The sequence below is a fragment of the Nocardioides aestuarii genome (assembly GCF_039527245.1).
GTDB lineage: Bacteria > Actinomycetota > Actinomycetes > Propionibacteriales > Nocardioidaceae > Nocardioides > Nocardioides aestuarii.
This window is the reverse complement of sequence record NZ_BAAAJT010000002.1, coordinates 1,841,908-1,865,978: the sequence shown is the minus strand read 5'-3', so window position 1 is coordinate 1,865,978 and position 24,071 is coordinate 1,841,908. Positions and strand designations below refer to the sequence as shown.

Below are 24,071 nucleotides of genomic sequence, written 5' to 3'. Positions count from 1 at the left end.
GCCCGCACCTGCGACCACCGACGACGTGTCAGGGGACACCGTGGTTTCACGTGAAACACCGACCACCTTCGGGGTCCGGACGGCCGAGCAGATGGCAGCCGCCGAGCCTCCGTACGAGGACAACACCACGCCGCTGGCCCGGGCCGCCGAGCACTCGGTGCTCGCCCGCTACGGAGCCCGGATGCGTCCGTCGCTCAAGCGCCCCGAGGCCACCCGCGTCGTCGTCGTGGCCAACCAGAAGGGCGGGGTCGGCAAGACGACCTCGACCGTGAACATCGCGGCGGCGCTCGCGCAGCTCGGTCAGCGCGTGCTCGTGATCGACCTCGATCCCCAGGGCAACGCGTCGACGGCACTCGGTGTGGAGCACCGCCGGGGGGTGCCGTCGACCTACGACGCCGTCGTCGACGGCGAGCCGCTGTCGGAGGTGACCACCGAGTGTCCCGACATCCCCGGCCTCTGGGTGGTGCCCGCGACGATCGACCTCGCCGGCGCGGAGATCGAGCTCGTCAGCGTGGTGGCGCGGGAGAGCCGGCTGCGCAAGGCGATCGCCGGCCACCCGTGGGTGGGGACCGCTGACGAGGTCGGCGACGAGCGGTTCGACTACGTGCTCGTCGACTGCCCGCCCTCACTCGGCCTGCTGACCCTGAACGCCCTGGTGGCGGGTGAGGAGATGATGATCCCGATCCAGGCGGAGTACTACGCCCTCGAGGGCCTCGGCCAGCTGCTCGAGACGGTCGAGATGGTGAAGGCGCACCTCAACCAGACGCTCACCGTGAGCACGATCCTGGTGACGATGTACGACGCGCGGACCCGTCTGGCCAGCGGCGTGGCCGAGGAGGTGCGCGAGCACTTCGGCGAGCAGGTGCTGCGCACGACGATCCCGCGGTCGGTCCGGGTCTCGGAGGCGCCGTCGTACGGCCAGACCGTCATGACCTACGACCCGGGTTCGCCCGGAGCGTTGTGCTACCTCGAAGCCGCCCGTGAGATCGCCACCAAGGGAGCGCCCGTCCGATGAACACCCCCACCCCGCAGCGACGTGGCCTCGGCCGCGGCCTCGGCTCGCTGATCCCGACCGCTCCCCGCGAGGACGCGGCGGCGGAGCAGGCGTCCGGCGAGGATCCGGCTGGTTTCACGGGAAACATCGCGCCGTCGTCCGGGACGCCCGCGGCGCCCGCGACCCCCGAGCTCGTCGGTGGCTCCTACTTCACCGAGCTGCCGCCGACCTCGATCCAGCCCAACGCCGTCCAGCCCCGTCAGGTCTTCGAGGAGGAGGCGATGGCGGAGCTGGTGACCTCGATCCGTGAGGTGGGTCTGCTCCAGCCGATCGTGGTGCGGCCGCTCGGCGAGGACCGCTACGAGCTCATCATGGGCGAGCGTCGCTGGCGTGCCTCCCAGGAGGCCGGCCTCGTGGCGATCCCCGCGATCGTGCGCGAGACCGGCGACGACGACATGCTGCGCGACGCGCTGCTGGAGAACCTCCACCGCTCGCAGCTGAACCCGCTCGAGGAGGCAGCCGCCTACGGCCAGCTGCTGGAGGACTTCGGCTGCACCCACGAGGAGCTCGCCCAGCGGATCGGCCGTTCCCGGCCCCAGATCAGCAACACGCTCCGGCTCCTCAAGCTCTCGCCGGCCGTCCAGCGGCGGGTCGCCGCCGGGGTGCTCTCGGCCGGGCACGCGCGGGCCCTGCTTGCGGTCGAGGACGCCGGCCTCCAGGACCGGCTCGCCGCTCGCGTGGTCAGCGAGGGGATCAGCGTCCGGGGGCTCGAGGAGATCGTCGCCGTCGGTGACCTCGGTGGTGCCACGCCGGCCGCGCCGCGCCGACGCAAGCCGGTCGCCCCGGGGCTGACCGACATCGCCGACCGTCTCTCCGACCGGTTCGAGACCCGGGTCAAGGTCGACCTCGGCAAGGCCAAGGGCAAGATCACCGTCGAGTTCGCCTCGCTGCACGACCTGCAGCGGATCGTCGACGTCATGGACCCCCGCAACCGCAACGACCGCCCGATCTGAGTCGACCTGTCGCTTTGTCGACAAAGCGATGTGTCGGTTTCCCCGTCGACCGGGGAAGCCTCACTTCGCCTGGCGGCGCTTCGCGATCCGGGCGGCACGCTCCTCGGCGTCGAGGCGCACCGCCTCCTCCAGGGTGGGGGCGGTGCCACCGTGGGACGCAGGGGCCCACCACTGGCCCTCGGGGGACTCGGGATAGCCGCGGATCGTCTCGTCGAGGAGCGCCGCCATGGTGGCGTGGAGCTCGGCGGTCTCCGCCTCGGGGTCCGCGCCGGTCGGGCGGAGCGCCTCCCCGACCCGGATGTGGATCGGCAGTCCCCGGGTGGTGAAGTCCTTGTCATGGTCCTTCGTCATCATCCGCTGGGTGCCCCACAGGATCACGGGCAGCAGCGGGACCCCGGCCTCGGCGGCGATGCGCACCGCACCGGTCTTGAAGTCCTTGAGCTCCATCGCCCGTGAGATCGTGGCCTCGGGGAAGATCCCGACGACCTCGCCGGCCCGCAGGTAGTCGACGGCCGTGCGGTAGGACGCGACGCCGGCTCCGCGGTCGACCTCGATGTGGTGCAGCGAGCGCATGAGCGGCCCGGTGACCTTGTGGTCGAAGAGCTCACGCTTGGCCATGAAGCGCACCCGGCGTCCCGCGGGGTTGACCGCCAGGCCGCCGTAGACGAAGTCGACGTAGCCGATGTGGTTGACCGCGATCAGCGCCCCACCCTCGCGGGGGACGTGCTCGGTGCCGGTCATGGTGATGCGCTGGCCGAGCAGCCGGAAGGAGAGCTTGGCCGCTGCGATGATCGGGGGGTAGGTGAGGTCGCGCACGGGCTCAGACTAGGGGTAGCCGGCTCAGCGACGGGTCGCGAGGAAGTCGGCGATCCTCCCGATCGCCTCCTCCAGCATCGCGGTGTCGGGCAGCGTGACCATCCGGAAGTGGTCGGGGTGCGGCCAGTTGAAGCCGGTGCCGTGGGTGACCAGGATCTTCTTGGCCCGGAGCAGGTCGATGACCAGCTGCTGGTCGTCGTCGATGTCGTAGACCGCCGGATCGAGGCGCGGGAAGCAGTAGAGGGCCCCGCGGGGCCGTACGGAGCTCACGCCCGGGATGTCGTTGAGGAGCCGGTCGGCGAGCATGCTCTGCTCGTAGAACCGACCTCCGGGGACGATCAGCTCCTCGATCGACTGGTAGCCCCCCAACGCGGTCTGGATCGCGTGCTGGGCGGGGACGTTGGCGCACATCCGCATGTTCGCGATGAGGGTCAGCCCCTCGAGGAAGTCGCTGGCCAGCTCCTTCGGGCCGGAGATCATCACCCAGCCGGCGCGGTAGCCGCACACGCGGTAGGCCTTGGAGAGGCCGGAGAACGTCAGGCAGAGCACGTCGGAGCCCGCCGCGGCGGCCGCGTGGTGGTGGACGGCGTCGTCGAACAGGATCTTCTCGTAGATCTCGTCGGCGAAGACGACCAGCTGGTGGCGCCGGGCGATGTCGACCAGTCCCTCGACGACCAGCCTGTCGTAGACCGCACCCGTGGGGTTGTTGGGGTTGATGATGACGATGGCGTGCGTGTTGTCGGTGATCTTCGACTCGATGTCGGCGAGGTCGGGGTTCCAGCCGTCGTCCTCGTCGCAGAGGTAGTGGACGGGGGTGCCGCCCGACAACGTCACCGCGCCGGTCCAGAGCGGGTAGTCGGGTGCCGGGACCAGGACCTCGTTGCCGTCGTCGATGAAGGCCTGGAGCACCATCGAGATCAGCTCGGAGACGCCGTTGCCGATGAAGACGTCGTTGACGTCCACGTCGCGCAGGCCACGCTGCTGGTAGTACTGCGCCACGGCCGTCCGCGCCGGGTAGATGCCCTGGCTGTCGCTGTAGCCCTGCGCGTCGGGCAGGTGGTGCACCATGTCGGCGACGATCGCCTCCGGCGCCTCGAACCCGAAGGGCGCGGGGTTGCCGATGTTGAGCTTCAGGATCCGGTGGCCCTCGGCCTCGAGCTTCTGGGCCTCGACGAGGATCGGTCCCCGGACGTCGTAGCGGACGTGGTGCAGCTTCCTGCTCTGTCGGATCGGGCGCACTCCCGCATCTTCGCAGCCGACCTCGCGGGTGCTGCGGGAGGTCCATACTGGGGTCCATGAGCCGTACGGCGGTCCGGCTGACCCTCGACCACCTCGACGCCCTGCCGGGGTCCTGCCAGGAGTGCGTCTTCTGGGAGTGCGACGCCGTACGCCGCCAGCGGGTCGACGAACCGGCGTTGGAGAAGCAGGCGTGGGTCTCGGAGGTGCTGCGCGAGTGGGGGTCGTGCGGGCGGGTGGCGCTGGTCGACGGTGAGGCCGTCGGCTACGCGATCTACGCCCCCGCCGGGCTCGTGCCGGGCGCGGCGGGCTTCCCCACGGCCCCGGTCTCCTCCGACGCCGTGCTGCTGACGACCGCGTGGGTCGCGCCCGTCGAGCGTGGTGGTGGCGTGGGCCGGATGCTGGTCCGCGCGGTCGCGCGCGACCTCGTCGACCGGGACGTGCGGGCGCTGGAGGCCTTCGGCCACACCGGGCGGGGCGCGGCACGCTGCACGGTGCCGGCGGAGTTCCTGTCCCGCGTGGGCTTCCGGACCCACCGCGCCCACCCCGTCACGCCCCGGATGCGGATGGACCTGCGCACGGCGATCTCGTGGCGCAGCGAGGTCGAGGCCGCGCTGGAGAAGCTCGTGGGCGCCGTACGCCCACAAACAGCACCGCGGCGCGCCCCGGAGGGCACGCCGCGGTCTGAGTGATCGGCTCAGATGACGCCGGACAGCTCGTTGAGCAGTGCGGCCTTGGGCCGGGCGCCGACGATCGACTTCACGACCTCGCCCCCCTGGTAGAGGTTGAGCGTCGGGATGCCGGTGACGCGGTAGGACGACGGGGTGACGGGGTTCTCGTCGACGTTCATCTTGACGATGGTCACCTTGTCACCGTGCTCGGCCGCGATCTCCTCGAGGATCGGGGCGACCTGACGGCACGGTCCGCACCACTCGGCCCAGAAGTCGACCAGGACGGGCTTGTCGGCCTTGAGCACCTCGGCCTCGAAGTCGGCGTCGGTGACGGCGGAAATGTTCCCCACAGCGGGCACCTCTCTTGTCTCTCTCGGTGGAAGTCTTGGGAGTCTGACCAGTCAACACCAGCGGCCCGGCGGTTGTTCCGCGCCGGGCCGGACGACCAGGTCAGGCTCCGGAGGTCTGCACCAGCTCGGCGACCGTCTCGGCGGTCTCCTTCGCGTCGCCCGCGCTCGAGGCCTCGTGGTCGAGGGCGGCGACGTAGCGCTCGGCGTCGAGCGCCGCGGCGCAGCCGGTGCCGGCGGCGGTGATGGCCTGGCGGTAGTTGTGGTCGACCAGGTCGCCCGCGGCGAAGACGCCCGGCAGGTTGGTGCGCGTCGACGGGTGCTCCGCGAGGACGTAGCCGTTCTCGTCGAGGTCGACCTGCCCGGCCAGCAGCTCCGAGCGCGGGTCGTGGCCGATCGCGATGAACAGGCCGGTGACCTCGAGCGGGCGGGTGTCGCCGGTGACGGTGTCGCGCAGCGTGACCGACTCGAGTCGCTCGTCGCCGTTGATCTCGGCGATCTCGGCGTTCCAGACGATCTCCAGCTTGGGGTCGTTGAAGGCGCGCTCCTGCATGATCTTGGACGCGCGGAGCTCGTCACGGCGGTGGATGAGGTAGACCTTCGAGCCGAACCGGGTGAGGAAGGTGGCCTCCTCGATGGCCGAGTCGCCGCCGCCCACGACCGCGATGGCCTGCTCGCGGAAGAAGAAGCCGTCGCAGGTCGCGCACCAGGAGACGCCGCGGCCCGAGAGCTCCTCCTCGCGGGGGAGGCCGAGCTTGCGGTAGCCCGAGCCCGTGGCGAGGATGACGCTGCGGGCGGTGTAGGTGTCGGTGGCGGTCTTCACGACCTTGACCTCGCCGGTCAGGTCGACCTCGACCACGTCGTCGGCCACGAGCTCGGCGCCGAAGCGCTCGGCCTGGGCGCGCATCTCGTCCATGAGCGCCGGGCCCATGATGCCGTCGCGGAAGCCGGGGAAGTTCTCGACCTCGGTGGTGTTCATCAGCGCGCCGCCGGCGGTGACGGAGCCCTCGAACACCAGGGGCTTGAGGTCGGCGCGCGCGGTGTAGAGCGCCGCCGTGTAGCCCGACGGGCCGGATCCGATGACGATGACGTCGCGGGTGTCGCTCACTGCTGCTCCTCGGTAGGTGTCGTGACCAGAACCGATCCTAGGTGAGCGTTGTTCCCTCACCGCACGGGCAGCGTGACCGAGCGCACGGCCTGCTCGCTGCCGCAGAGGAAGAGGTCGGCGACCTGGGTGTCGCCGGCGGGTGGCCGCAGCACCATCCAGCCGGGGGTGCCGTCGTAGACGACGGCGAAGAAGCCGCCGCGACCCCAGTCGCCCGGTGTGCAGACCGCCTGCTTGGTGGCCCGGCGCAGCGAGCCGTCGGCGTAGGACGACGCAGCGCCCTTGCCGCTGTCGGAACTCTCGTCCGGTGCGTCGACGTCGCCCGAGATCGCCTGCAGGGCGGCCGCGTCGCGGGAGAACTTCTGCGAGCGGAGCTCGTAGGGGCGGGTCGGCTCGCCGCCCACCTCCGACTGGGCGCCGCCGACGGAGTCCTGGGGCGCGGCGTCCTCGGCCGTCGGCGCGTCGGCCGCGCTGCCCGCGGTGGCGCTCTCGGACTGCGACGAGGAGCCCAGCCCGCGCACGAACTGGGCGCCCCCGACGCCGACCGCGACGACGGCGGCCGCGGCCACCAGCATCCGGGCGGCCCGGCGCCGCCGGTCGGCCAGGCGTACGACGGTCGCGGACCGCCGCGGCTCGTCGGCGAGGTCGGCGATGACGCGGTCGAGCCGGGCGGCGACGTCGTCGGGCATCGGCCCGTCGTGGCGCGCCTCGGCGAGCAGGCGGCGTACCTGCTCCTGGTCGTCGGGCGACTGCTCGTCGGTCATCGGGTGCGCACCTCCTCGCGCGGGTCTCGGTCGGGGCTGGTCAGGACTGCTCGGCGGGCGGGCCGCGAGGTCCTGGTGATGGGACGGGTGGCGCCGCCGGCGGGTTCCCCGGATCGGCGTGGTCCGCCTCACCCTCCGGCGCGAGCAGGTGGAGCAGCGCCGCGAGCCGCGTGCGGCCCCGCGAGCAGCGGGACTTCACGGTGCCCTCGGCGCAGTCGAGCATCAGGGCCGCCTCGGAGACCGGGTAGCCCTCCATGTCGACCAGCACCAGGGCCGCCCGCTGCTCCGGCGGCAGCTGGGCGAGCGCGCCCAGGACCAGCCGCCTCCGCTCCGCGGCCAGGGCCTCGTCGGCCGGGTCGACCGGGCCGCTCGTGGCCAGCGAGCCGCGGTCGCCCCGCTCGTCGAGGTCGTCGGGGAGCGCTTCCGCACGGCGTACCTTGGCGGCGCGCAGCCGGTCGAGGCAGGCGTTGACGACGACCCGGTGGAGCCAGGTCGTGACCGCGGCCTCGCCCCGGAACGAGCCCGCGCGCCGGTAGGCGGCGACGACCCCGTCCTGCAACCCGTCGGCCGCGTCGTCGGGGTTGCCCATGGTCCGCAGTGCGACGGCCCAGAGCCGGTCGCGGTGGCGGGAGAAGAGGACTCCGAACGCAGCGGCATCGCCGGCGACGTGGGCCGCCAGCAGGTCGGCGTCGCTGCGCTCGTCGGTCATCCGCTGACCACGACCTCGGCGATCTCGCCGCGGAAGTCGCCGCCGACGGGGGGCAGCGCGGTCAGCCAGACCACGAGGTACTGCCCGGACGCCGGCTCGTCGAGAGTCGTCGAGAGCGTGTCGTCCTCGGTCGTGCCGCGGCCGATGCGCTGCAGCCCGGCGACGGCGGTCGGGTCGGTGTCGCTGACGAAATAGCTGACGTCCGTCGGCGAACCGATCGTCGTGAGGTCGACCTGGGTGAACTCACGGGTCTCACCGAGGTCGATCACCAGCCCGACGCCGGTCTTGAGGCCCGGCGGTGGCCCGAGCTGGTCGAAGTAGGTGCTGGTGCGCCAGGCCGTCGCGGGGTCGCCGTCGACCGCGAGTGGCGCGGAGTCGGGGTTCTCCACCCCGTCGTCGCTCTGGGGGTCGAAGTCGCGCGCGGTGAGGCCGGTGATCGGCTCCGGCTCGGGGGCGGCGCTGCGCGACGGGGAGCGCGAGGGCTGCTCGTCCTCGGGCTCCGCGCCGAGCGGCGTCCGGCCGCGACCCAGGTTGTAGGCCACGACGATCGCCAGCACGAGGAGCAGGGAGAGCAGCGCGAGGCCGCCCAGCCGGAACCACGACCGCCCCGGCACCTCCTCGTCCTCGTCGTCGGGGTCCTCGGTGACCGGGATGACACCGCTGCCGGTGCCCGGACCCGTGCTCTCCCACGGCCAGTAGTCACCGGTCGCCGGCGCTGGGGCCCCCGGCTTCGGACGGCGGGCGGGGCCGCCGTCCTCGGGCTCGGGTGCGAACAGCGGCCGCTCGGGCGGCTCCTCGAAGGCGGGCGGGGGCGGGGGCGGCTCACTCCGCTTCTCCAGCCACGACACGTCGTCGGCCTCGTCGTCGAAGATCGGCATCCCGGCCTGGGTCGGGACGTCGACCGGCGAGCCGGCGGGCGTCTCGACCGGGCTCTCGACCGGCGGGGGTGGGACGTTGACCGGCGACTGCTCGTCGGTCGGGGCCTCGTCGGGTGAGGACACCGTCGGAGGCGGCTCGGCCTCGGCCGCCGGGGACGGCGAGGGCGGGATGACCGGCGCCACCGGCATCGTCGCCGTCGGCTCGGGGTCGGTCGTCGCCGCGGAGGCCTGGTGGTCACCAGGGGCCCGACGCTGGGGCACGGCGAGCGCGCCCGCGCCCAGCACGCCGCCCAGCGGTACGGGCTGCACCAGGTCGGTCGGGTCGCCGACGTACTCCTGGAGCGTCTCGACCAGGCCGCGGGCGGTGTGGACGTTGTAGCCACCGTCGCCGGGGGCGCTGGCGTCGAACGGGTTGAGGACCTGGTCGCAGATGCTGTCGAGGACCCGCGGGATGCCGGCCCGCACCTGGCGCGGCCGCAGCCAGCGGCCGTGCTTGCCGTGCTCGCGCATGGCGGCCGGCATCTCCGAGGAGGCGACCCCGGCCCAGCGCCCGGTCAGCAGGAAGTAGAGCAGCGCGACGGCGTCGGTGACGTCGTCGGAGACGCGACCCGGCGGCAGGCCGAGCAGCGCGGCGTCGACGCAGAAGCCGATCAGCCGGATCTGACCGGTCTGGTCGATGAGCACGTTCTCGGGCGTCAACCGGCCGTGGGCGACCCGCTGCTCGTGGGCCGGCACCAGGGCGTCGGCGACCTCGGAGACGATCCACGCCGCGCGGCGCGGGGCCAGCGGGCCCTCGGCCTGGACGAGGTTGTCGAGGCTGGTGCCCGACCCCCACTCGTGGACGACATAGCTGGTGTGGTCGTCGCGGTCGGCGTCGAGGACGCGCAGCAGCCGACGGTCGTGCACGGTCGCGGAGAGGCGGGCCGCCTGGGTCATCTGCTCGGCGAGCGGGTCGGCGGCGTCGAGGCAGTGGAGCGCGACGTGCCGCTCGAGCACCCGGTCGTGGGCGCGCCAGAAGCGGCCCGACCCGCTCTCGGTGAGCAGGTCGACCAGCAGGTAGCGGTCGGCGAGCACGTCTCCCGGCCTGGCTGACTGCGGCACTGTCCTCCTCGACGCTGGCTCCTGCCCCGACCTTCCCAACTCTAGGGGCCGTGGCTCACGCGCGTGCCCGAAGGCGGCGGGTCACCGTGTCGAGGACCTCGGTGACCTCGGTCAGCCGCGCCGCCCGGGCCAGGAGCAGGAAGGCGACCACGTCGACACCGGCCACGGTGATCGCCCGCAGCAGGGCCACGACCAGCGCCGGGTCCTCGCCGAACCCGGCGAGCAGCTGCGCCGCGCCCCAGGCGAGCGCGGTGCTGGCGCCGGCGACGAGGAGCAGCCGCAGGGCGAAGCCCGCCAGGCGGCGTACGCCGAGGCCGCCGAGGTGGCGGCCGAGGACCGTGCCGGACACGATCGCCCCCACGGCGTAGGCCGCGCTGTAGGCGAGCACGAGCGCCGGCGAGGTCTGCTCGACGGTCGCCTCGCGGACGAGCAGGACCGCCGCGGCGATGTTGGTCGCGGCGATGGCGCACTGCACCAGGAACACCGTGCGGGTGCGCTCAAGGGCGTAGAACCCCCGCAGCACCATGTAGTGGACGGTGAAGAACACCAGCCCGATGCCGAACAGCGACAGCGTCGGGACGAACACGGGGTAGGACTCGCTGCCGGCGCCGTAGCCGAGGGCGACGTGGGCGACGTCGCGCGCCACGACCGGCAGCAGCAGCGCGAACGGGACGATGATCGCGAGCGCGCTCCGCAGCGTGCCGGTCAGCGTCGTCGCCAGGCCGCTGCGGTCGTCGTCGGCGGCCAGCCCGGACAGTGTCGGCAGCATGGCCGTCGCCAGGGACACCGTGATGATCGAGTGGGGGACCATCACGATCAGGAAGGCCATCGAGTAGACGGTGTAGCCGGTCGCGGGCTCCCCGGGTGCGCCGGCCGGACCGCTGCTCGCCAGCCGTACGACCACCGTGTAGGCGACCTGGTTGACGATGACGAACAGGACCGTCCACACCCCCAGCCGCAGGGTGTGGCCCAGGCCGCTGCCCCGGAGGTCGAAGCGCGGCCGGAGCCGGACCCCGGCCGAGCGCAGCACCGGCAGCAGCACGAGGAGCTGGGCCGCGATGCCGAGCGTGGAGCCGAGGCCGAGCAACGCCTCCTGGCCGGGGGTGAACGCGCCCGACAACCCGGACTCCGCCACCGGCCCGAAGACCAGCAGGTAGACGGTGAGGACCGCCACCGCGATCACGTTGTTGGCGATCGGCGCCCACATCATCGGACCGAACCGGCCCCGCGCGTTGAGCACCTGCCCGAGCAGCACGAACATGCCGTAGAAGAAGACCTGGGGCAGGCAGTAGCGGGCGAAGTCGACGACGGACTGCCGCTGCTCGGCGAGCTCCGGGGCGTCGAAGTCGTTGCTGAGGAAGAGCTGCATCACCCACGGCGCACCGATGACCAGCAGCACCGTCACGGTGCCGAGGAACACCGCGGCGGCGGTGACCACACGGTTGGTGTAGGCCTCCCCGCCGTCCGGGTCGTTCTTCTGCGAGCGGACCAGCTGGGGGACGAGCACCGCGTTGAAGACGCCGCCCGCCAGCAGGATGTAGAGCATGTTCGGCACGGTGTTCGCGACGTTGAAGATGTCGGCGTGCAGCCCGGCACCGAGCGCGGCGACCAGCAGTGCCGACCGCACGAAGCCGCTGAGGCGGGACACGGTCGTGCCGGCCGCCATCACCGCGCTGGAGGCGAGGATCTTGTTGCCGCTCACGTGGTGGCACCGCCGCGCTCGCGTCGCACCCGGCGGACCAGGCGGATCGCGATGGCGAGGAAGAGCAGCCCGACGCCGGTGCCGAGGATCAGCCAGATCACCCGGCTGACCTCGGCGGAGCGGATCGCGACCCGCTGGGCGGCACCGAGGGGGGTGCCGTCCTCGGCGGTGACCTGGACCCGGACGTACTGGACCCCCTGGGCGGTCGCCCGCGCCGCGAGCAGCACGGTCTGGCGACCACCGGGAGCGAGCTCGATGACGTCGGAGTCCTCGACCTCCACGGCACCGAGGGACTTGGTGCGCAGCTGGACGCGGACCGGCTGGTCGAGGCGGTTGGTGACCGTGGGAGCGAACTCGCCGGCGTTGCTGGAGAGGGTGACGCCGCGGGGTGCGCGGACCCGGACCTTGTCCAGCCGCCGCTGGATCCACTCGACCGAGCGTCCGGTCGCGATCCTCGACTCGAGGGCCTGGGCCTGCTCGGAGTAGGACAGCGAGGTGAGCGCCTCGTCGACGGTCTGGGCGGCGACGGTCTCGGTCCCGGGGAGGATGCTGTCGAGCACCGCCCCGCGCTCGACGAGCTGCTCGGCGACGGTGAAGTTGTCCGGGTCGAGCTGCCGGAGCTCCTCGGAGGAGGGGTAGTCGAGGCCGTCGGCGGCCAGCGGTCCACCGCTCGGCAGCGAGGCGGTGTCGGTGAGCTCGAGCCACGGGACGTCCTGGAGGCCCTCCCAGAACGAGGCCGAGGAGTCGGGGGCGAACGACTCCGGGACGGTGAGCAGCACCGGGGTCCTGCCGTGGAAGAGCAGCCGGGTCGCGGCCTCGGCGAGGAAGCGCTGCCGCAGCGCGATGTCGTCGAGCGGGTCGCCCGGGCCGGGTCCACCTTCCGCCGTCTGCGCCGAGGAGAAGAGCACCCGCGCCCCGTCGACCTGGGCGGAGGCCCGGATCGTGCCCTCCTCCAGGGCCTGGTCGCCGAGCAGCACGGTCTCCTCACCGTCCAGCACCGAGAGGGCGTCGGCCGGGAGGTAGCCGGACGGCGGGGCCACCGCCGGGGTGCCCCGGACCCGCCAGCGCTCCAGCTCGGTCCCACCGCGCCGTACGGCCTGGTCGTAGAAGTGGGGGGCGCTGGCCTCCACGGCAGCCACGTCGGGATCGCCGTAGGGGAGCGTCAGCACCTCGTCGCCGAGGAGCGCGGACTCGAACCGGTCGAGCCAGATGCTCCCGGGGCCCGCCGCCACGTTCGGCGGGGGCGCCTCCTCCGACTCCTCGGTCGGCTCGCCCGGCTCGACGACCTCGGAGTCGAGCTGCTCGTCGTCCCCGGTGGCCCGGCCCCCCGGTTCGCCCTGGACGGCGCCGGGGTCGGCGAGGGTGCGGGAGGGGTTGCCGGCGACCAGTCTGGCCACGGCGTCGGGGACCGCGGGATCGACCAGCCAGGTCACCGGGGTGCTCCCGGCAGCGGCGCCGAGGTCGACCAGCTCGCGCAGCCGCCCGCCGACCGAGAGGTCACGCGCCCACCGGCGGGCGGACCGGAGCCGGCCGTCGGGAGCGTGGCGGATCGAGTGGCGGACGGGAACGACGATCGCGCCCTCCTCGGTGCCGCTTCCGGAGGGCACCAGCGGGAGCAGGGTGCGGGCCCGGCCGTCGGCGACCTCGTCGCGTCCCTCGTCGGTGTTGCCGAGGGCGTGCGCGCCGAACCAGTAGACGCCGGGGGAGGAGATCGGGAGATCGCTGCGGCGCAGGCTGATGGAGTAGGACGCGGTCTCGCCCGGGCCCAGGTTGCCGATGCCGACGAAGGTGCCCGGCGTCTGGAGTCGGTCGCCGACCAGGGCGTCCTCGGGGATGTCCTGCGTGCCCGCGACCTCGGCGGCCGACGTCAGGGGTGCGTCGTCGACGAAGGCGTGCACGTTGATCGCGCGCCACTGCTCGTCGGTGGTGTTGGTCACGGTGCCCGCGAGCTCGATCCGCCCCTTCTCCGGGACGTAGCCCGGGGTGAGCTGCTCGATGGTGACGCGGAGCGGGGAGTCGCCCGGGGCGGTGGGGGCGCTGGCCGGGACGGAGCGCCCGCCCACCCAGGGGGTCGGCGCCGCGGTGGCCGGGGCCGCGCCGACGACGAGGCCGGTGACCGTCGCTGCCGCCACGAGGGCAGGCAGCAGTGAGGTCGGGCGGGGCACGCGCCGATGCTATCCGGCGACCTGCCGCCGGCCGGACCTCCCCGGGACGCCCGCGAGGCGGCCCTGGGGCAGCTCCTGCTCTAGAGTTGTCCGCCGTGCCCGAGCCTGCCGCCACCCCCGCCGCCGACGGCTGGAACCTCGCGGCGGCCCAGCGGTCGATGGGGGCCGAGCTCGACCGGCTCGCGCCCGTGCTGGAGCCCCTCGGCGAGCGGTTCGCCTCGGCGGGTCACAGCCTCCACCTGGTCGGCGGACCCGTGCGTGACGCGCTGCTCGGCCGCCACGTCAGCGACCTGGACCTGACGACCTCCGCCCGGCCCGAGGAGACCGAGCGACTGCTCGCCGGCTGGGCCGACGCCGTGTGGGACATGGGCCGTGCCTTCGGCACCATCGGCTGCCGCAAGGGCGAGTGGACCGTGGAGATCACGACCTACCGGTCCGAGACCTACGACCCGACCTCCCGCAAGCCCGACGTCGACTTCGGCGACTCGCTCGCCGGCGACCTCGGCCGCCGCGACTTCACCGTCAACGCGATGGCGGTCTCGGTCGCCGACCGCTCCTTCGAGGACCCCTTCCACGGCATCCTCGACCTCGCGCACGGCACGCTGCGCACGCCGGGCACCCCCGAGTCGTCGTTCTCCGACGACCCGCTGCGGATGATGCGCGCAGCCCGCTTCGCCGCCCAGCTCGGCTTCGCGGTCGCCCCCGAGGTGGTCTCCGCCATGACCGCGATGGCCGGCCGGATCGAGATCATCTCGGCCGAGCGGGTCCGTGACGAGCTGGTCAAGCTGGTGTGCGCGCCCCACCCCCGTCGCGGCCTCGAGCTGCTGGTGGAGACCGGGCTCGCCGGCCACGTGCTGCCCGAGCTCCCGGCGCTCGCCCTCGAGCGGGACGAGCACCACCGCCACAAGGACGTCTACGAGCACACCCTCATCGTGCTGGAGCAGGCGATCGACCTCGAGTCGCGGCTGGAGTCGGCGCCCGACTTCACGGTCCGCTTCGCCTCGCTGATGCACGACGTCGGGAAGCCGCGCACCCGCCGCTTCCAGGACGACGGCACCGTCACCTTCCACCACCACGACGTGGTCGGCGCGAAGATCACCCGCAAGCGGATGAAGGCGTTGCGCTTCTCCACCGACGAGACCGACGCCGTCAGCACGCTCGTCGAGCTCCACCTGCGCTTCCACGGCTACGGCGACGGTGAGTGGACCGACTCCGCCGTCCGCCGCTACGTCCGCGACGCCGGCGACCAGCTCGAGCGCCTCCACATCCTCACCCGCGCCGACTGCACGACCCGCAACCGGCGCAAGGCCGAGCGGCTGCGGCGGACCTACGACGACCTCGAGGCCCGGATCGAGCGGTTGACCGAGCAGGAGGAGCTCGCCGCGCTGCGGCCCGACCTCGACGGCAACCAGATCATGGCGGTGCTCGACCTCGGGCCCGGCCGCGAGGTCGGCGAGGCCTACCGGTTCCTCATGGAGCTGCGCCTCGACGAGGGACCCCTCGGCGAGGAGGAGGCCACGCGTCGGCTGCTCGCCTGGTGGGCCGACCGCACCTGACCCGAGCCGGTCAGCGCACGACCTTGAGGTTGAAGTGCGGGGTGCCGAGAGCTCCCGTCAGACGCAGCCAGAGCGGCAGCAGCATCTCGGTGCCACGGGCGGTCTCGAGCGGGCCGAGGTCGATCACGTCGTCGTGACCGAAGGACTCGAGCACCGAGGTCACCAGGGACTTCGCTTCGGCGTCGTCGCCCGAGACGAAGACCGTCGAGCTCTGGCCCAGGCTGGCCGGATCGACCATGAGCGAGGCGGTCAGGGTGTTGAGGGACTTCACGATCCGAGCCTCGGGGAACGCGCGTTGCAGCTGTTCGGCCAAGGAGTCGGTGTCCTTGACGAAGAGGCTGGGCGGGAAGCCGGCGGAGAAGTCCAGCGGGTTGGAGATGTCGAGGACGACCGTGCCGCCGAGATTGTCGGCTCCGGCCGCGGCGAGCATGTCGGCCGCGGCGGCGCCGTTTCCGGCCAGCACGACGAGGTCCGCGCCGGCGGCCGCCTCCGCGAACGTCGCGAGCGTGACGTCGGGGTGGTCGGCGTGCCACGCGGAGAAGGGCGGGTTGCCCATGCTGTCCGGTTCGGTGCGGCCGAGCGTGGCCTCGGGGTCGCGGGTGCCGACGGTGACGGTGTGGCCGAGGGAGGCGAGTCGGCCGGCGAGTGCCCGGCCGACCACGCCGGTGCCGAGGACGGCGACGTTCATGGGACGCTCCTGGAAAGAGGTAGACAGACCTGTCTGGTCAGCGGACTGGACGATAGCAGACAGATCTGTCTACCATCAACCCGTGCCGACCGCCTCCGCCCGCGACCGGATCCTCGAGACCGCCACCCGCCTCTTCTACGCCCGCGGGATCCGCGCGGTCGGCGTCGACCTGCTGATCGCGGAGTCCGGGGTCGCGAAGGCCACCTTCTACAAGCACTTCCCCGCCAAGGACGACCTGGTCCTCGCCTACCTCGACCGGGTCGACGAGGCGTGGACCGGCCAGCTCCACGCTGCGGCCGAGGCCGCCGGCTCCGAACCGTCTGCCCAGCTGGTGGGGCTCTTCGACGCGCTCGGGACCGCCTGCCGACGTGACGGCTATCGCGGCTGCGGCTTCATCAATGCTGCCGCCGAGTCGACCCCCGGCACGCCGGCCCACGACCGGACCGTCGCCCACAAGCAGCGGGTGCGCGAATGGGTCGAAGGCCTGGCTGCCGAGGCCGGCGCGGCCGACCCGACCGGGCTCGCCCGGTCCCTGACGCTGCTGCTCGACGGCGGTCTGGCGCGAGGCGCGCTCGATGCGGATCCGGCCGTCGCCGACGAGGCGCGACGTACGGCCTCACTGCTGGTGACGGCGGCCACTGCGTGACCCCGGGGTCCGCCGCTAGTTTCCCCGGTCATGACCGCCCACACCGTGGAGACCCTGCACGACACCATCGACGTCGCCGCCCCGCCCGAGCGGGTCTGGTCGCTGGTGACCGACCTGCCGCGGATGGCGGCCTGGAGCCCGCAGGTGGTGAGGACCTTCCTGCGGGGGACGCCGGTCCAGCTCGGCACCCGGGCCCTCAACCTCAACCGCCGTGGCCCGCTGTTCTGGCCGACGCGCAGCACGGTGGTGACCTTCGAGCCGCACCGCGAGTTCGCGTTCCGGGTCAAGGACAACGGCACGATCTGGGCCTTCGTCCTCGAGCCGACCGCGGACGGCGGGACCCGCGTGGTCCAGGAGCGCCGCGCCCCTGACGGCATCAAGCCGATCTCGACCACCCTGCAGGACCGGGTCCTCGGGGGCGTCGACACCTTCACCGCCGAGCTGCGCGACGGGATGCGCCAGACCCTGGAGCGGATCAAGGCCGAGGCCGAGAAGTGAGGTAACGCCACGTCCGGTGCGCTTCCCACGGGCTCTGACCCGTGGGAAGCGCCATGGATCCGGCGTTAGCCGCGGCTGACGAAGCCCTCGACGAAGCCGCGGCCCCGGCGGACGACGAGCCGCACGGTGTGGTCCCCGGCGCCGAGGCGGGTGAAGCGCCGCTCCTGGCCGAAGGCGATCGCCGTGCGGTCGCTCTCGAAGGAGACGCGGCCGATCCGCTCGCCGTCGACGATCACCCGCGCCGTACCACCGCGCGAGGAGTCGCCGTGGACGACGGTCAGGCGGGGTCCCGCGAAGTCGAGGGTCAGCACGTCCGGCCGTTCCCGGTCCCGACCGGCACCGTTGTCGCAGTAGGAGCCGTAGGTCGCCGCCTCCTTGTGGACGACCTTCCAGTCCGGCGACCGGTCCACGGCCCCCGCCCGGCAGCGGACGGTCGTCGTCGCCGGGGGCTCCTCCCCGCCGGTGACCGTCACCTCGACGACCGCGGTGTCGGTGGCCCCGGACGGGTCGGTGACGGTCACCGTCGCCCGATAGCTGCCCGGCTCGTCGTAGGCGCGGACCACGGTCGGGCCGTCGGCGTCCTTCGCGTCGTCGCCGTCGAGGTCCCAGCTGAAGTCCAGCGTCGTCGGGGTCTCGGCGTCGGTGCTGCCCGTCGCGTCGAAGGTGACCTCCTGGCCGACCTCGGCCGTGGTCGGGTCGGCGGTGGCGGTCGCCGTCGGCGCGGTGTTCTCCCCGCCGGCCGCCGGCTCGCCGTAGCCGTAGTCGTAGGACCCGCAGCCCTCACCCATGGTGAAGTCGACGTCGCCGGTCAGGTCGCCGTCGGAGCCCGCGGGGCCCTCGGCGTCCCCGGCCATCGACAGCACCTCGAAGGCGAGGCAGTCGTAGCGGAACTCCCAGTTGCCCGAGGCGGTCGTGGGGTCGGAGTAGTTGTCGGTGTGGCCCTCGCCGGCATCCGAGTACGCCGAGCGGTCGGCCGCCGCGGTGAAGGCGGCGTCACTGAGGTCGGGGGTGTCGCTCCCCGGCTCCGGGACGCTGTCCAGCGGCGACTGGGCCGGCGGGTTGTCCGTCCCGGCGTTGCCGTAGGCGTGCGCCTCGTCGGTGTAGGAGAGGTAGAGCCCCGGCTCGAAGGCGATCGGGTCGCGGTCGATCTGGCCGTGGCCGTCGAGGTCGAAGCCCGAGCGGTCGCGCATCTCGAGGTAGTAGGCGTGGTCGAAGGACGCCTCCGACCCGGCCTCGACGTAGTTCCAGCCCTGGGTGCAGTGGGCGCCGAAGTCGTCCCGGCAGCCGCCGTTGAAGATCCGGCCGTCGTCGGGACCGCCGTCGGACTCGAAGTCGGTCTCCATCAGGACCTGCTGACCCGACGGCGTGGTGGCGGTGACCTCCAGGTCGTCGATGAACCAGCCCGGCCGGGCCAGGCCCGGGTCGGTCGCATAGCTGAGGCGGAGCACCGGGTTGTCGGCGCCCGCGAGGTCGGAGACGTCGAAGCGGTCGGCGAGGAAGACCATGTCGGGGGTGTTCCCGAGCTTGCGGTCGACGACCTCGCTCCCTGCCTCGTAGGAGCCGGACGTGCCGGTCAGGCCGTTGTCGAAGGTCGCCTGGCAGTTGTTCTGGTTGGGGTTGCCGGCCAACGGGTCGGTGTTGGAGGTGGTGTAGCCGTTCTCGGACTCGTGGGAGGTGAAGGAGTCACCGCCGTCGGTCGAGGTGAGGACGTAGCCGTAGTCGTAGTCCCACTCGATGTCCCACATCGACTTCATCGACAGCGTCACGGTGCTGCCCTCGGGCAGGTCGGCGAGACCGGGCACGGCGACGTCGAGGTTGTGGCCCTGGCCGTCGCTGGCGCAGCCGAAGTCGTTGCCGGAGCCGGAGTACCAGGCGTGGGTGGCGCTGGCGCCCTCACCGGTGTCGAACTTCGCGGGGTCGAGCAGCTGGCGGCCCGGCAGCTTGGCGACGTACATCTGCGAGTTGCGGACGATGCCGTCGTCGCCGTCGGTCAGCGTGTAGGGCTCGCCCGCCGGCGTCTGCCACGTGATGGCGCCGGTGTCCTCCTTGGAGTCGCTCCACCCGGTGACGGTGGTGTCGCCGTCGAGGACCTGCGGGACGACCCAGCCGAGCTCCTGGCGGCCGAAGGCGTCGATGTTCTGGGACTTGTCGGTCGCCATCAGGTTCCAGTCGCCGTAGGTCTCACGGCTGCCGGTGGAGTAGAAGTCGGGCAGGCCCAGGGAGTGGCCGTACTCGTGGGAGATCACGCTCGCCTTGTCGATCGCGGTCTCGGGGTTGACGTTGTAGGGACCGACCCGGACGAACACCGGCCAGTCGGTCTCGGTCGTCGTCATCCCACGGCGCTGCGCGGTCTCGTAGAACAGCGGCCGGCCCTCGAGGTCCTTCAGCTGGTCGTCGGTGGTGAAGCCGGGCAGACCCGTCTCCTCGTCGGTGTAGTAGTACTCGAGCGAGGAGGAGTGCGGCCAGACGTTGTCGTAGGGGGCGCCGGTGTAGTCGCAGCCCGCGACGCTGAGCTGGCTCGAGCCGTTGCCGCCGCAGCCGGCGAAGACGACCATGAAGAAGTCGACGACGCCGTCCTTGTCGGTGTCGTAGTCGGAGTAGTCGATCTCCGGGTCCGCGATCGCCGCGGCGTCGTAGACCATCTTCCCGGTCGGTCCGCAGGCGTTGTCGATCTGCTGGAGCGCACCCACACCGCCGACGGCGCCGACGACGGCCGACCCGTTGGAGTCGGAGCCGTAGTAGCCGGTCTGGCCGGGCAGGTTGTAGATCCCGTCGGTGATCCGCTCGGTGTAGTCGACGCCGCCGACCGTCCCGGGCGCGGGCACGGTGGCCAACGGGGTCTCGGTCTGCGTCACGCCGAGGCAGGTGTTGAGCGCGGTCGGGTCGATCTGGCTGAAGTCGAAGCCGGGCTCGTAGTCGCCGAAGCCCGCGCTCGCGATGCCCTCGGACGGGACGGTCCCGTGGGGGTGGAGCTGACCGAGCGACATCTCCTGGAAGAGGTTGTAGGTCGAGCCCTCGAAGTCGGGGCTGTTGATGACGGTGTCGAGGTCGCGCTCGTGGGTGTCCTGGTAGGCGCGGTCGCGGTACTGCACGGGGACCACCGGGAACGGCCGGTCGCCGTAGCGCGCGGTGTCGAACTGCTCGCCCGGCGGGATCACCTTCGGCCCGTGGCTGGTGTACGCCGACTCCGCGTCACCGACGGTGACGGTCGCGGTGGAGGACAGGTCGCGCCACACGACGGTGGGGAGCTGCTCGAGCGTGTCGGCCGTGCTCTCGAGGACGAGCGTCTTCGTGCTCGTGGCGGCCACGCTGCCGGGGCTCCACGTGACGGTGTCGCCGTCCTCGCTGACCGTCGCGCCCTGACCGGCCTGGGTGAAGGTGGTGCCGGTCGGCGCGGTGACGACGACCTCGGCGCCGCCCACCGGGGTGTCCCCGGTGTTGGTCAGCAGGACCCGTGACGGGTAGGCGTCACCCGGCTTGACCCAGCCGACCGAGGAGACGAACGAGTTCTCGACCAGCAACCCGCCCACCTCTCCCTTCGACGGGACGGCGAGCGCCTCCGCGGGGGTGGGCGCCGCGGCTGGTGCCTGTGCGTTCGCGGGGACCGACGTGGTCGGGACGAGCAGGGCGGCGCAGGCGGTGGTGACCGCCAGGGCGCCGGTGAGGAGCCTCGGGTGAGCGGGCATCTGTTCTCCAGGTGAGAGCCGGGGCGCACGGTCGGTGCACCGATGCCCGCGTCAACGAGACCCTGCCCCGGTCGTTACGCACTGGCCGGATCCGAGCGTGGCCTGCATGCTGTCGGGCATGGCCGTGATGGTGGAGTTCGAGGTCCGCGGCGTCACGCCGGAACAGCTCTACGAGGTGGAGCAGCGCACCACCGAGCGCGGTGAGGCGCTCGGGCGTCCGCCGTACGACGGACTGGTCTTCCTCGCGGTCAGCCCGCGTGACGATGCGTTCCGCTTCGTGTCGGTGTGGCGGACCGAGGAGGCCTTCGCTGTCGCGCTCGACTCGATGCTGGCGCCCGACCTCGCCGCGGTCGGCGCGGTGGTCAGCGACGTCGTCGTGGGGCCGGTGATGAGCATGGCGATCCCTGGCGACCACTGACCATCCGGCGGCGGGTCAGGTTCCGGGCTGGAGGTAGCCGGCCACGTTGGGCTCGACCTTGGGCGAGGTGCCGTACTGGTTCGAGGGCGCGCTGTCGAGGCAGCAGAACACCAGCAGCACGATCGGGCCGACGTAGGGCACGAACGAGATGAGGTACCACCAGCCGGAGCGCGAGGTGTCGTGGAGGCGCCGGACGGTGACGCCGATCGACGGCAGGACCAGGCCGAGCCCCACGACGGCCATCACGTAGAGCGGGACCTCGGACCGGAACAGGAACACGAGCAGCACGGCGACGAGGGCGACGAGCGCGAGGAAGAGCTGGAACCACCAGTACTCCGAGCGTCGCGCGCGGCCCTCGAGGGTGGCGTACTTCTCCAGCAGGCAGGTGCGGACGGCGGTCGTGAAGCCCATGGTTCCCCCGAGTCGTGGGGCGCCACCGTGACGCCTCCGGGCGGGAGGTTAGCGGCTCGGTTGCTCGACCACGGCGTTTCCGGTCGACACGGTGCCGGGGGCGAGGACGTCGGCCTCGACGCCGAAGACTGGCTCCCCGTCCTCGACCGGCAGCTGCTTGAGCAGCCGCAGGTCGCGCTCGCCGGTCGTCGGGTGGTGGTCGACGACCGCGCAGCGCGGCACGCGGCGGCGTACGGCCAGGACGAGGTCGTCGCCGACGCGGAGGGTGGTGCCGGGCTCCGGGTCGTCGCCGGAGACCTCGATCGTCGCGCGGAAGCGGGCCCCGTCGACGTCCCGGCCCAGCGCGGCGAGGGCACCGGTCGAGATGACGGTGACCGCGCGGCCGTAGACGACGTCGCCGGGCTCGGCACGGGCGAGCAGCACCTCGCGCCCGAGGTGGTCCGAGTACGCCGCCGCCCACGCGCCCCCGACGACCGCGACCGGGGTCGGGCGGCCCCAGTAGTCGACCGTGCGCACCTCACCGGTCGGCTCGGGGAGGCCCCCGACCGTGCCGGACGGCAGGTCCACCCGGAGGGTCACCCCGTCCCAGGTGGCGCTCGCCTGCAGCAGGGCGGGGTGCTCGATCGTCCGCAGGCACCGGTCGGCGGCGGGGTCGACCAGGCAGAACACCCGGTCGCCGACCGGGCCGGTCGCGGTGACCGTGGCGTGGGGGTGGGCGGCGTGATGCGCGCCCTTCACCGCGGCGAACCCGACGCGCACGACCTCCATGCCGGCCACCCTGTCACGGCCGGGGACGCAGCAGGGGCGGTGACCGTCGCCGGCCACCGCCCCTGTCTGCGTCGTCAGTGCGTCGTCAGTGCGAGGTCACTCGTCCCCGCGGATGAAGGCCTCGACGCGGGCCCGGCCCTCGTCGTCCGGCAGCTGCACCGGCGGGCTCTTCATCAGGTAGGACGAGGCGGAGATGATCGGGCCGCCGATGCCCCGGTCCTTGGCGATCTTCGCGGCGCGGATCGCGTCGATGATGATGCCGGCGGAGTTGGGGGAGTCCCAGACCTCGAGCTTGTACTCCAGGTTGAGCGGGGCGTCGCCGAACGCGCGGCCCTCGAGCCGGACGTAGGCCCACTTGCGGTCGTCGAGCCACTGGACGTAGTCGGACGGGCCGATGTGGACGTTGCGGTCGTGGATCTTGCCCTTGAGCTCGCCGGTCAGGTTCGAGGTGACGGCCTGGGTCTTGGAGACCTTCTTCGACTCGAGGCGGTCGCGCTCGAGCATGTTCTTGAAGTCCATGTTGCCGCCGACGTTGAGCTGGTAGGTGCGGTCGAGCACCACGCCGCGGTCCTCGAACAGCTTGGCCATCACCCGGTGGGTGATGGTCGCGCCGACCTGGCTCTTGATGTCGTCGCCGACGATCGGGACGCCGGCGTCCTCGAACTTCTTGGCCCACTCGGGGTCGGAGGCGATGAAGACGGGCAGCGCGTTGACGAAGGCCACGCCCGCGTCGATGGCGCACTGGGCGTAGAACTTGTCGGCCTCCTCGGAGCCCACCGGGAGGTAGGACACCATCACGTCGACCTCACGCTCGCGCAGCACCTGCACGACGTCGACCGGCTCGGCGGCCGACTCCTCGATCGTCTCGCGGTAGTACTTGCCGAGGCCGTCGAGGGTGTGGCCCCGCTGCACCTCCACGCCGAGGGTCGGGACGTCGGCGATCTTGATCGTGTTGTTCTCCGAGGCGTTGATCGCCTCGGAGAGGTCCTTGCCGACCTTCGTGTCGTCGACGTCGAAGGCGGCGACGAACTCCACGTCACCGACGTGGTAGTCGCCGAACGCGACGTGCATCAGGCCGGGCACGGTTCCGGCGGGGTCGGCGTGGCGGTAGTACTCCACGCCCTGGATCAGGGACGTGGCGCAGTTGCCCACGCCCACGATTGCTACTCGTACGGCACCCATGTCGGGATTCCTTCCTGGTCCTGCGTTGTCATGTCCTGGTGTGCCCGGCCCGTCAGCCCTGGTGCGCCTGACGGTCCGGAGGGGTGGTCTCGGGGGTGTGGTGCTGCTCGGTGTCGGTGGCGCCCACGTCGTCGGGGGCACCGCCGGATCGTTCGGCGTTGATCAGCTCGGAGAGCCAGCGCACCTCGCGCTCGACGGACTCCACGCCGTGGCGCTGGAGCTCGGCGGCATAGCGGTCGACCTCCTGCTGGGTCATGGCGAGCTCCTTCTGCACCCGCTCGAGCCGCTCCTGGAGCCGGCTGCGGCGGCCCTCGAGCACGCGGAGCCGGATCTCCATGTCGGTGCGGCCGAAGAAGGCGAAGCGGATGTCGAAGTTGTCGTCCTCCCACGCGGTGGGCCCGACCTCGCACATCAGCCGCTCGAACTCGGCGTTGCCCTGCTCGGTGAGCTGGTAGACGATGCGCGGCCGCCGACTGACGGTGGCCGAGGAGGCGGTGGTCTCCTCGATGAGGTTGCTCCGCAGCATCTTCTTCAGCGCGGGGTAGAGGGAGCCGTAGGACAGCACCCGCCCCCACCCGAGCATGAGGTTGAGCCGCTTGCGCAGCTCGTAGCCGTGCATGGGGGCCTCGTGCAGCAGCCCGAGGACTGCCAGCTCGATGGTCTCTCCACGACGTGCCATGCGACCTATCGTACCGATATATCCATCACCTCCAACAC

General features: G+C 72.3%; 22 protein-coding genes. 7 read left to right on the top strand and 15 right to left on the bottom strand.

Features of this window, described 5'->3' with window-relative positions; genetic code table 11:
- Window positions 1-40 precede the first annotated feature (40 nt).
- Together ABD091_RS09495 and ABD091_RS09490 are read left to right on the top strand one after the other, a co-directional pair.
- Window positions 41-1,015, top strand: a complete 975-nt coding sequence (locus ABD091_RS09495; RefSeq protein ID WP_343917747.1) for a ParA family protein — start codon at window positions 41-43, stop codon at window positions 1,013-1,015.
- Window positions 1,012-2,007 carry a ParB/RepB/Spo0J family partition protein gene (locus tag ABD091_RS09490; protein ID WP_343917744.1) on the top strand — a complete coding sequence of 332 codons (996 nt, stop codon included), beginning with the start codon at window positions 1,012-1,014 and terminating at the stop codon, window positions 2,005-2,007. Before ABD091_RS09495 ends, ABD091_RS09490 begins: the two co-directional genes overlap by 4 nt.
- A gap of 60 nt (window positions 2,008-2,067) precedes the next feature.
- Here the strand turns inward: ABD091_RS09490 and ABD091_RS09485 are convergent, their stop codons facing one another.
- Together ABD091_RS09485 and ABD091_RS09480 are read right to left on the bottom strand one after the other, a co-directional pair.
- Complete coding sequence (locus tag ABD091_RS09485; protein ID WP_343917742.1) at window positions 2,068-2,823, bottom strand: lysophospholipid acyltransferase family protein; 756 nt, start codon at window positions 2,821-2,823, stop codon at window positions 2,068-2,070.
- 24 nt (window positions 2,824-2,847) lie between these two features.
- Window positions 2,848-4,062: a pyridoxal phosphate-dependent aminotransferase gene (locus ABD091_RS09480; protein ID WP_343917740.1), complete on the bottom strand. Its 1,215-nt coding sequence runs from the start codon at window positions 4,060-4,062 to the stop codon at window positions 2,848-2,850.
- 56 nt (window positions 4,063-4,118) lie between these two features.
- On the opposite strand from ABD091_RS09480, the gene ABD091_RS09475 reads away from it, so the two are divergent.
- The gene (locus ABD091_RS09475) at window positions 4,119-4,751 is read left to right on the top strand and encodes a GNAT family N-acetyltransferase (RefSeq protein WP_343917738.1); all 633 of its coding nucleotides are present in this window, start codon (window positions 4,119-4,121) and stop codon (window positions 4,749-4,751) included.
- Between the two features lie 5 nt (window positions 4,752-4,756).
- Here ABD091_RS09475 and trxA read toward each other — a convergent pair whose 3' ends face one another.
- The 7 genes from trxA to ABD091_RS09440 form a co-directional block, all read right to left on the bottom strand.
- On the bottom strand, window positions 4,757-5,080 hold the full coding sequence (trxA, locus tag ABD091_RS09470) for a thioredoxin (protein ID WP_343917736.1): 324 nt from the start codon (window positions 5,078-5,080) through the stop codon (window positions 4,757-4,759).
- Window positions 5,081-5,180: 100 nt separating this feature from the next.
- The gene (gene trxB / locus ABD091_RS09465; RefSeq protein WP_343917734.1) at window positions 5,181-6,185 is read right to left on the bottom strand and encodes a thioredoxin-disulfide reductase; all 1,005 of its coding nucleotides are present in this window, start codon (window positions 6,183-6,185) and stop codon (window positions 5,181-5,183) included.
- Between the two features lie 56 nt (window positions 6,186-6,241).
- A complete protein-coding gene (locus ABD091_RS09460; RefSeq protein WP_343917732.1) occupies window positions 6,242-6,946 on the bottom strand; it encodes a hypothetical protein in 705 nt (234 codons plus the stop codon).
- A 40-nt stretch (window positions 6,947-6,986) separates the two neighbouring features.
- Window positions 6,987-7,655, bottom strand: coding sequence for an RNA polymerase sigma factor SigM (gene sigM, locus ABD091_RS09455; protein WP_343917730.1), 669 nt, complete (start codon window positions 7,653-7,655; stop codon window positions 6,987-6,989).
- Window positions 7,652-9,607, bottom strand: coding sequence for a protein kinase family protein (locus tag ABD091_RS09450; protein WP_343917728.1), 1,956 nt, complete (start codon window positions 9,605-9,607; stop codon window positions 7,652-7,654). The genes sigM and ABD091_RS09450 overlap by 4 nt, the downstream gene beginning before the upstream one ends.
- 82 nt (window positions 9,608-9,689) lie before the next feature.
- A complete protein-coding gene (gene murJ / locus ABD091_RS09445; protein WP_343917726.1) occupies window positions 9,690-11,336 on the bottom strand; it encodes a murein biosynthesis integral membrane protein MurJ in 1,647 nt (548 codons plus the stop codon).
- The gene (locus tag ABD091_RS09440) at window positions 11,333-13,501 is read right to left on the bottom strand and encodes a DUF6049 family protein (protein ID WP_343917724.1); all 2,169 of its coding nucleotides are present in this window, start codon (window positions 13,499-13,501) and stop codon (window positions 11,333-11,335) included. Before ABD091_RS09440 ends, murJ begins: the two co-directional genes overlap by 4 nt.
- Window positions 13,502-13,659: 158 nt before the next feature.
- On the opposite strand from ABD091_RS09440, the gene ABD091_RS09435 reads away from it, so the two are divergent.
- Window positions 13,660-15,057: a CCA tRNA nucleotidyltransferase gene (locus ABD091_RS09435; protein ID WP_343920922.1), complete on the top strand. Its 1,398-nt coding sequence runs from the start codon at window positions 13,660-13,662 to the stop codon at window positions 15,055-15,057.
- A 10-nt stretch (window positions 15,058-15,067) separates the two neighbouring features.
- Here the strand turns inward: ABD091_RS09435 and ABD091_RS09430 are convergent, their stop codons facing one another.
- Window positions 15,068-15,745, bottom strand: coding sequence for an NADPH-dependent F420 reductase (locus tag ABD091_RS09430; RefSeq protein WP_343917722.1), 678 nt, complete (start codon window positions 15,743-15,745; stop codon window positions 15,068-15,070).
- 82 nt (window positions 15,746-15,827) lie between these two features.
- Between ABD091_RS09430 and ABD091_RS09425 the strand changes: the two genes are divergently transcribed.
- Both ABD091_RS09425 and ABD091_RS09420 read left to right on the top strand, forming a co-directional pair.
- The gene (locus ABD091_RS09425; protein ID WP_343917720.1) at window positions 15,828-16,391 is read left to right on the top strand and encodes a TetR/AcrR family transcriptional regulator; all 564 of its coding nucleotides are present in this window, start codon (window positions 15,828-15,830) and stop codon (window positions 16,389-16,391) included.
- Window positions 16,392-16,421: 30 nt separating this feature from the next.
- Window positions 16,422-16,889: an SRPBCC family protein gene (locus ABD091_RS09420; RefSeq protein ID WP_343917718.1), complete on the top strand. Its 468-nt coding sequence runs from the start codon at window positions 16,422-16,424 to the stop codon at window positions 16,887-16,889.
- A 65-nt stretch (window positions 16,890-16,954) separates the two neighbouring features.
- Here the strand turns inward: ABD091_RS09420 and ABD091_RS09415 are convergent, their stop codons facing one another.
- The gene (locus ABD091_RS09415; protein WP_343917716.1) at window positions 16,955-20,575 is read right to left on the bottom strand and encodes a PKD domain-containing protein; all 3,621 of its coding nucleotides are present in this window, start codon (window positions 20,573-20,575) and stop codon (window positions 16,955-16,957) included.
- Window positions 20,576-20,693: 118 nt separating this feature from the next.
- On the opposite strand from ABD091_RS09415, the gene ABD091_RS09410 reads away from it, so the two are divergent.
- Window positions 20,694-20,993 carry a hypothetical protein gene (locus tag ABD091_RS09410; protein WP_343917714.1) on the top strand — a complete coding sequence of 100 codons (300 nt, stop codon included), beginning with the start codon at window positions 20,694-20,696 and terminating at the stop codon, window positions 20,991-20,993.
- A gap of 15 nt (window positions 20,994-21,008) precedes the next feature.
- Here the strand turns inward: ABD091_RS09410 and ABD091_RS09405 are convergent, their stop codons facing one another.
- From ABD091_RS09405 to ABD091_RS09390, 4 genes are all read right to left on the bottom strand, one after another.
- The gene (locus tag ABD091_RS09405) at window positions 21,009-21,404 is read right to left on the bottom strand and encodes a DUF805 domain-containing protein (protein ID WP_343917712.1); all 396 of its coding nucleotides are present in this window, start codon (window positions 21,402-21,404) and stop codon (window positions 21,009-21,011) included.
- Window positions 21,405-21,452: 48 nt separating this feature from the next.
- A complete protein-coding gene (locus tag ABD091_RS09400) occupies window positions 21,453-22,172 on the bottom strand; it encodes an MOSC domain-containing protein (RefSeq protein WP_343917710.1) in 720 nt (239 codons plus the stop codon).
- 96 nt (window positions 22,173-22,268) lie between these two features.
- Complete coding sequence (locus ABD091_RS09395; RefSeq protein ID WP_343917708.1) at window positions 22,269-23,354, bottom strand: inositol-3-phosphate synthase; 1,086 nt, start codon at window positions 23,352-23,354, stop codon at window positions 22,269-22,271.
- A 52-nt stretch (window positions 23,355-23,406) separates the two neighbouring features.
- Complete coding sequence (locus tag ABD091_RS09390) at window positions 23,407-24,033, bottom strand: PadR family transcriptional regulator (protein ID WP_343917706.1); 627 nt, start codon at window positions 24,031-24,033, stop codon at window positions 23,407-23,409.
- Window positions 24,034-24,071 lie beyond the last annotated feature (38 nt).

Excerpts from the sequence above, each read along its gene's own strand:
- ABD091_RS09420 (WP_343917718.1), top strand. The coding sequence starts at position 16,422 with ATGACCGCCCACACCGTGGAGACCCTGCACGACACCATCGACGTCGCC.
- ABD091_RS09430 (WP_343917722.1), bottom strand. The coding sequence starts at position 15,745 with ATGAACGTCGCCGTCCTCGGCACCGGCGTGGTCGGCCGGGCACTCGCC.
- ABD091_RS09410 (WP_343917714.1), top strand. The coding sequence starts at position 20,694 with ATGGCCGTGATGGTGGAGTTCGAGGTCCGCGGCGTCACGCCGGAACAG.
- sigM (WP_343917730.1), bottom strand. The coding sequence starts at position 7,655 with ATGACCGACGAGCGCAGCGACGCCGACCTGCTGGCGGCCCACGTCGCC.
- ABD091_RS09435 (WP_343920922.1), top strand. The coding sequence starts at position 13,660 with ATGGGGGCCGAGCTCGACCGGCTCGCGCCCGTGCTGGAGCCCCTCGGC.
- ABD091_RS09415 (WP_343917716.1), bottom strand. The coding sequence starts at position 20,575 with ATGCCCGCTCACCCGAGGCTCCTCACCGGCGCCCTGGCGGTCACCACC.
- ABD091_RS09400 (WP_343917710.1), bottom strand. The coding sequence starts at position 22,172 with ATGGAGGTCGTGCGCGTCGGGTTCGCCGCGGTGAAGGGCGCGCATCAC.
- ABD091_RS09475 (WP_343917738.1), top strand. The coding sequence starts at position 4,119 with ATGAGCCGTACGGCGGTCCGGCTGACCCTCGACCACCTCGACGCCCTG.
- ABD091_RS09460 (WP_343917732.1), bottom strand. The coding sequence starts at position 6,946 with ATGACCGACGAGCAGTCGCCCGACGACCAGGAGCAGGTACGCCGCCTG.
- ABD091_RS09405 (WP_343917712.1), bottom strand. The coding sequence starts at position 21,404 with ATGGGCTTCACGACCGCCGTCCGCACCTGCCTGCTGGAGAAGTACGCC.
- ABD091_RS09390 (WP_343917706.1), bottom strand. The coding sequence starts at position 24,033 with ATGGCACGTCGTGGAGAGACCATCGAGCTGGCAGTCCTCGGGCTGCTG.
- ABD091_RS09490 (WP_343917744.1), top strand. The coding sequence starts at position 1,012 with ATGAACACCCCCACCCCGCAGCGACGTGGCCTCGGCCGCGGCCTCGGC.
- ABD091_RS09395 (WP_343917708.1), bottom strand. The coding sequence starts at position 23,354 with ATGGGTGCCGTACGAGTAGCAATCGTGGGCGTGGGCAACTGCGCCACG.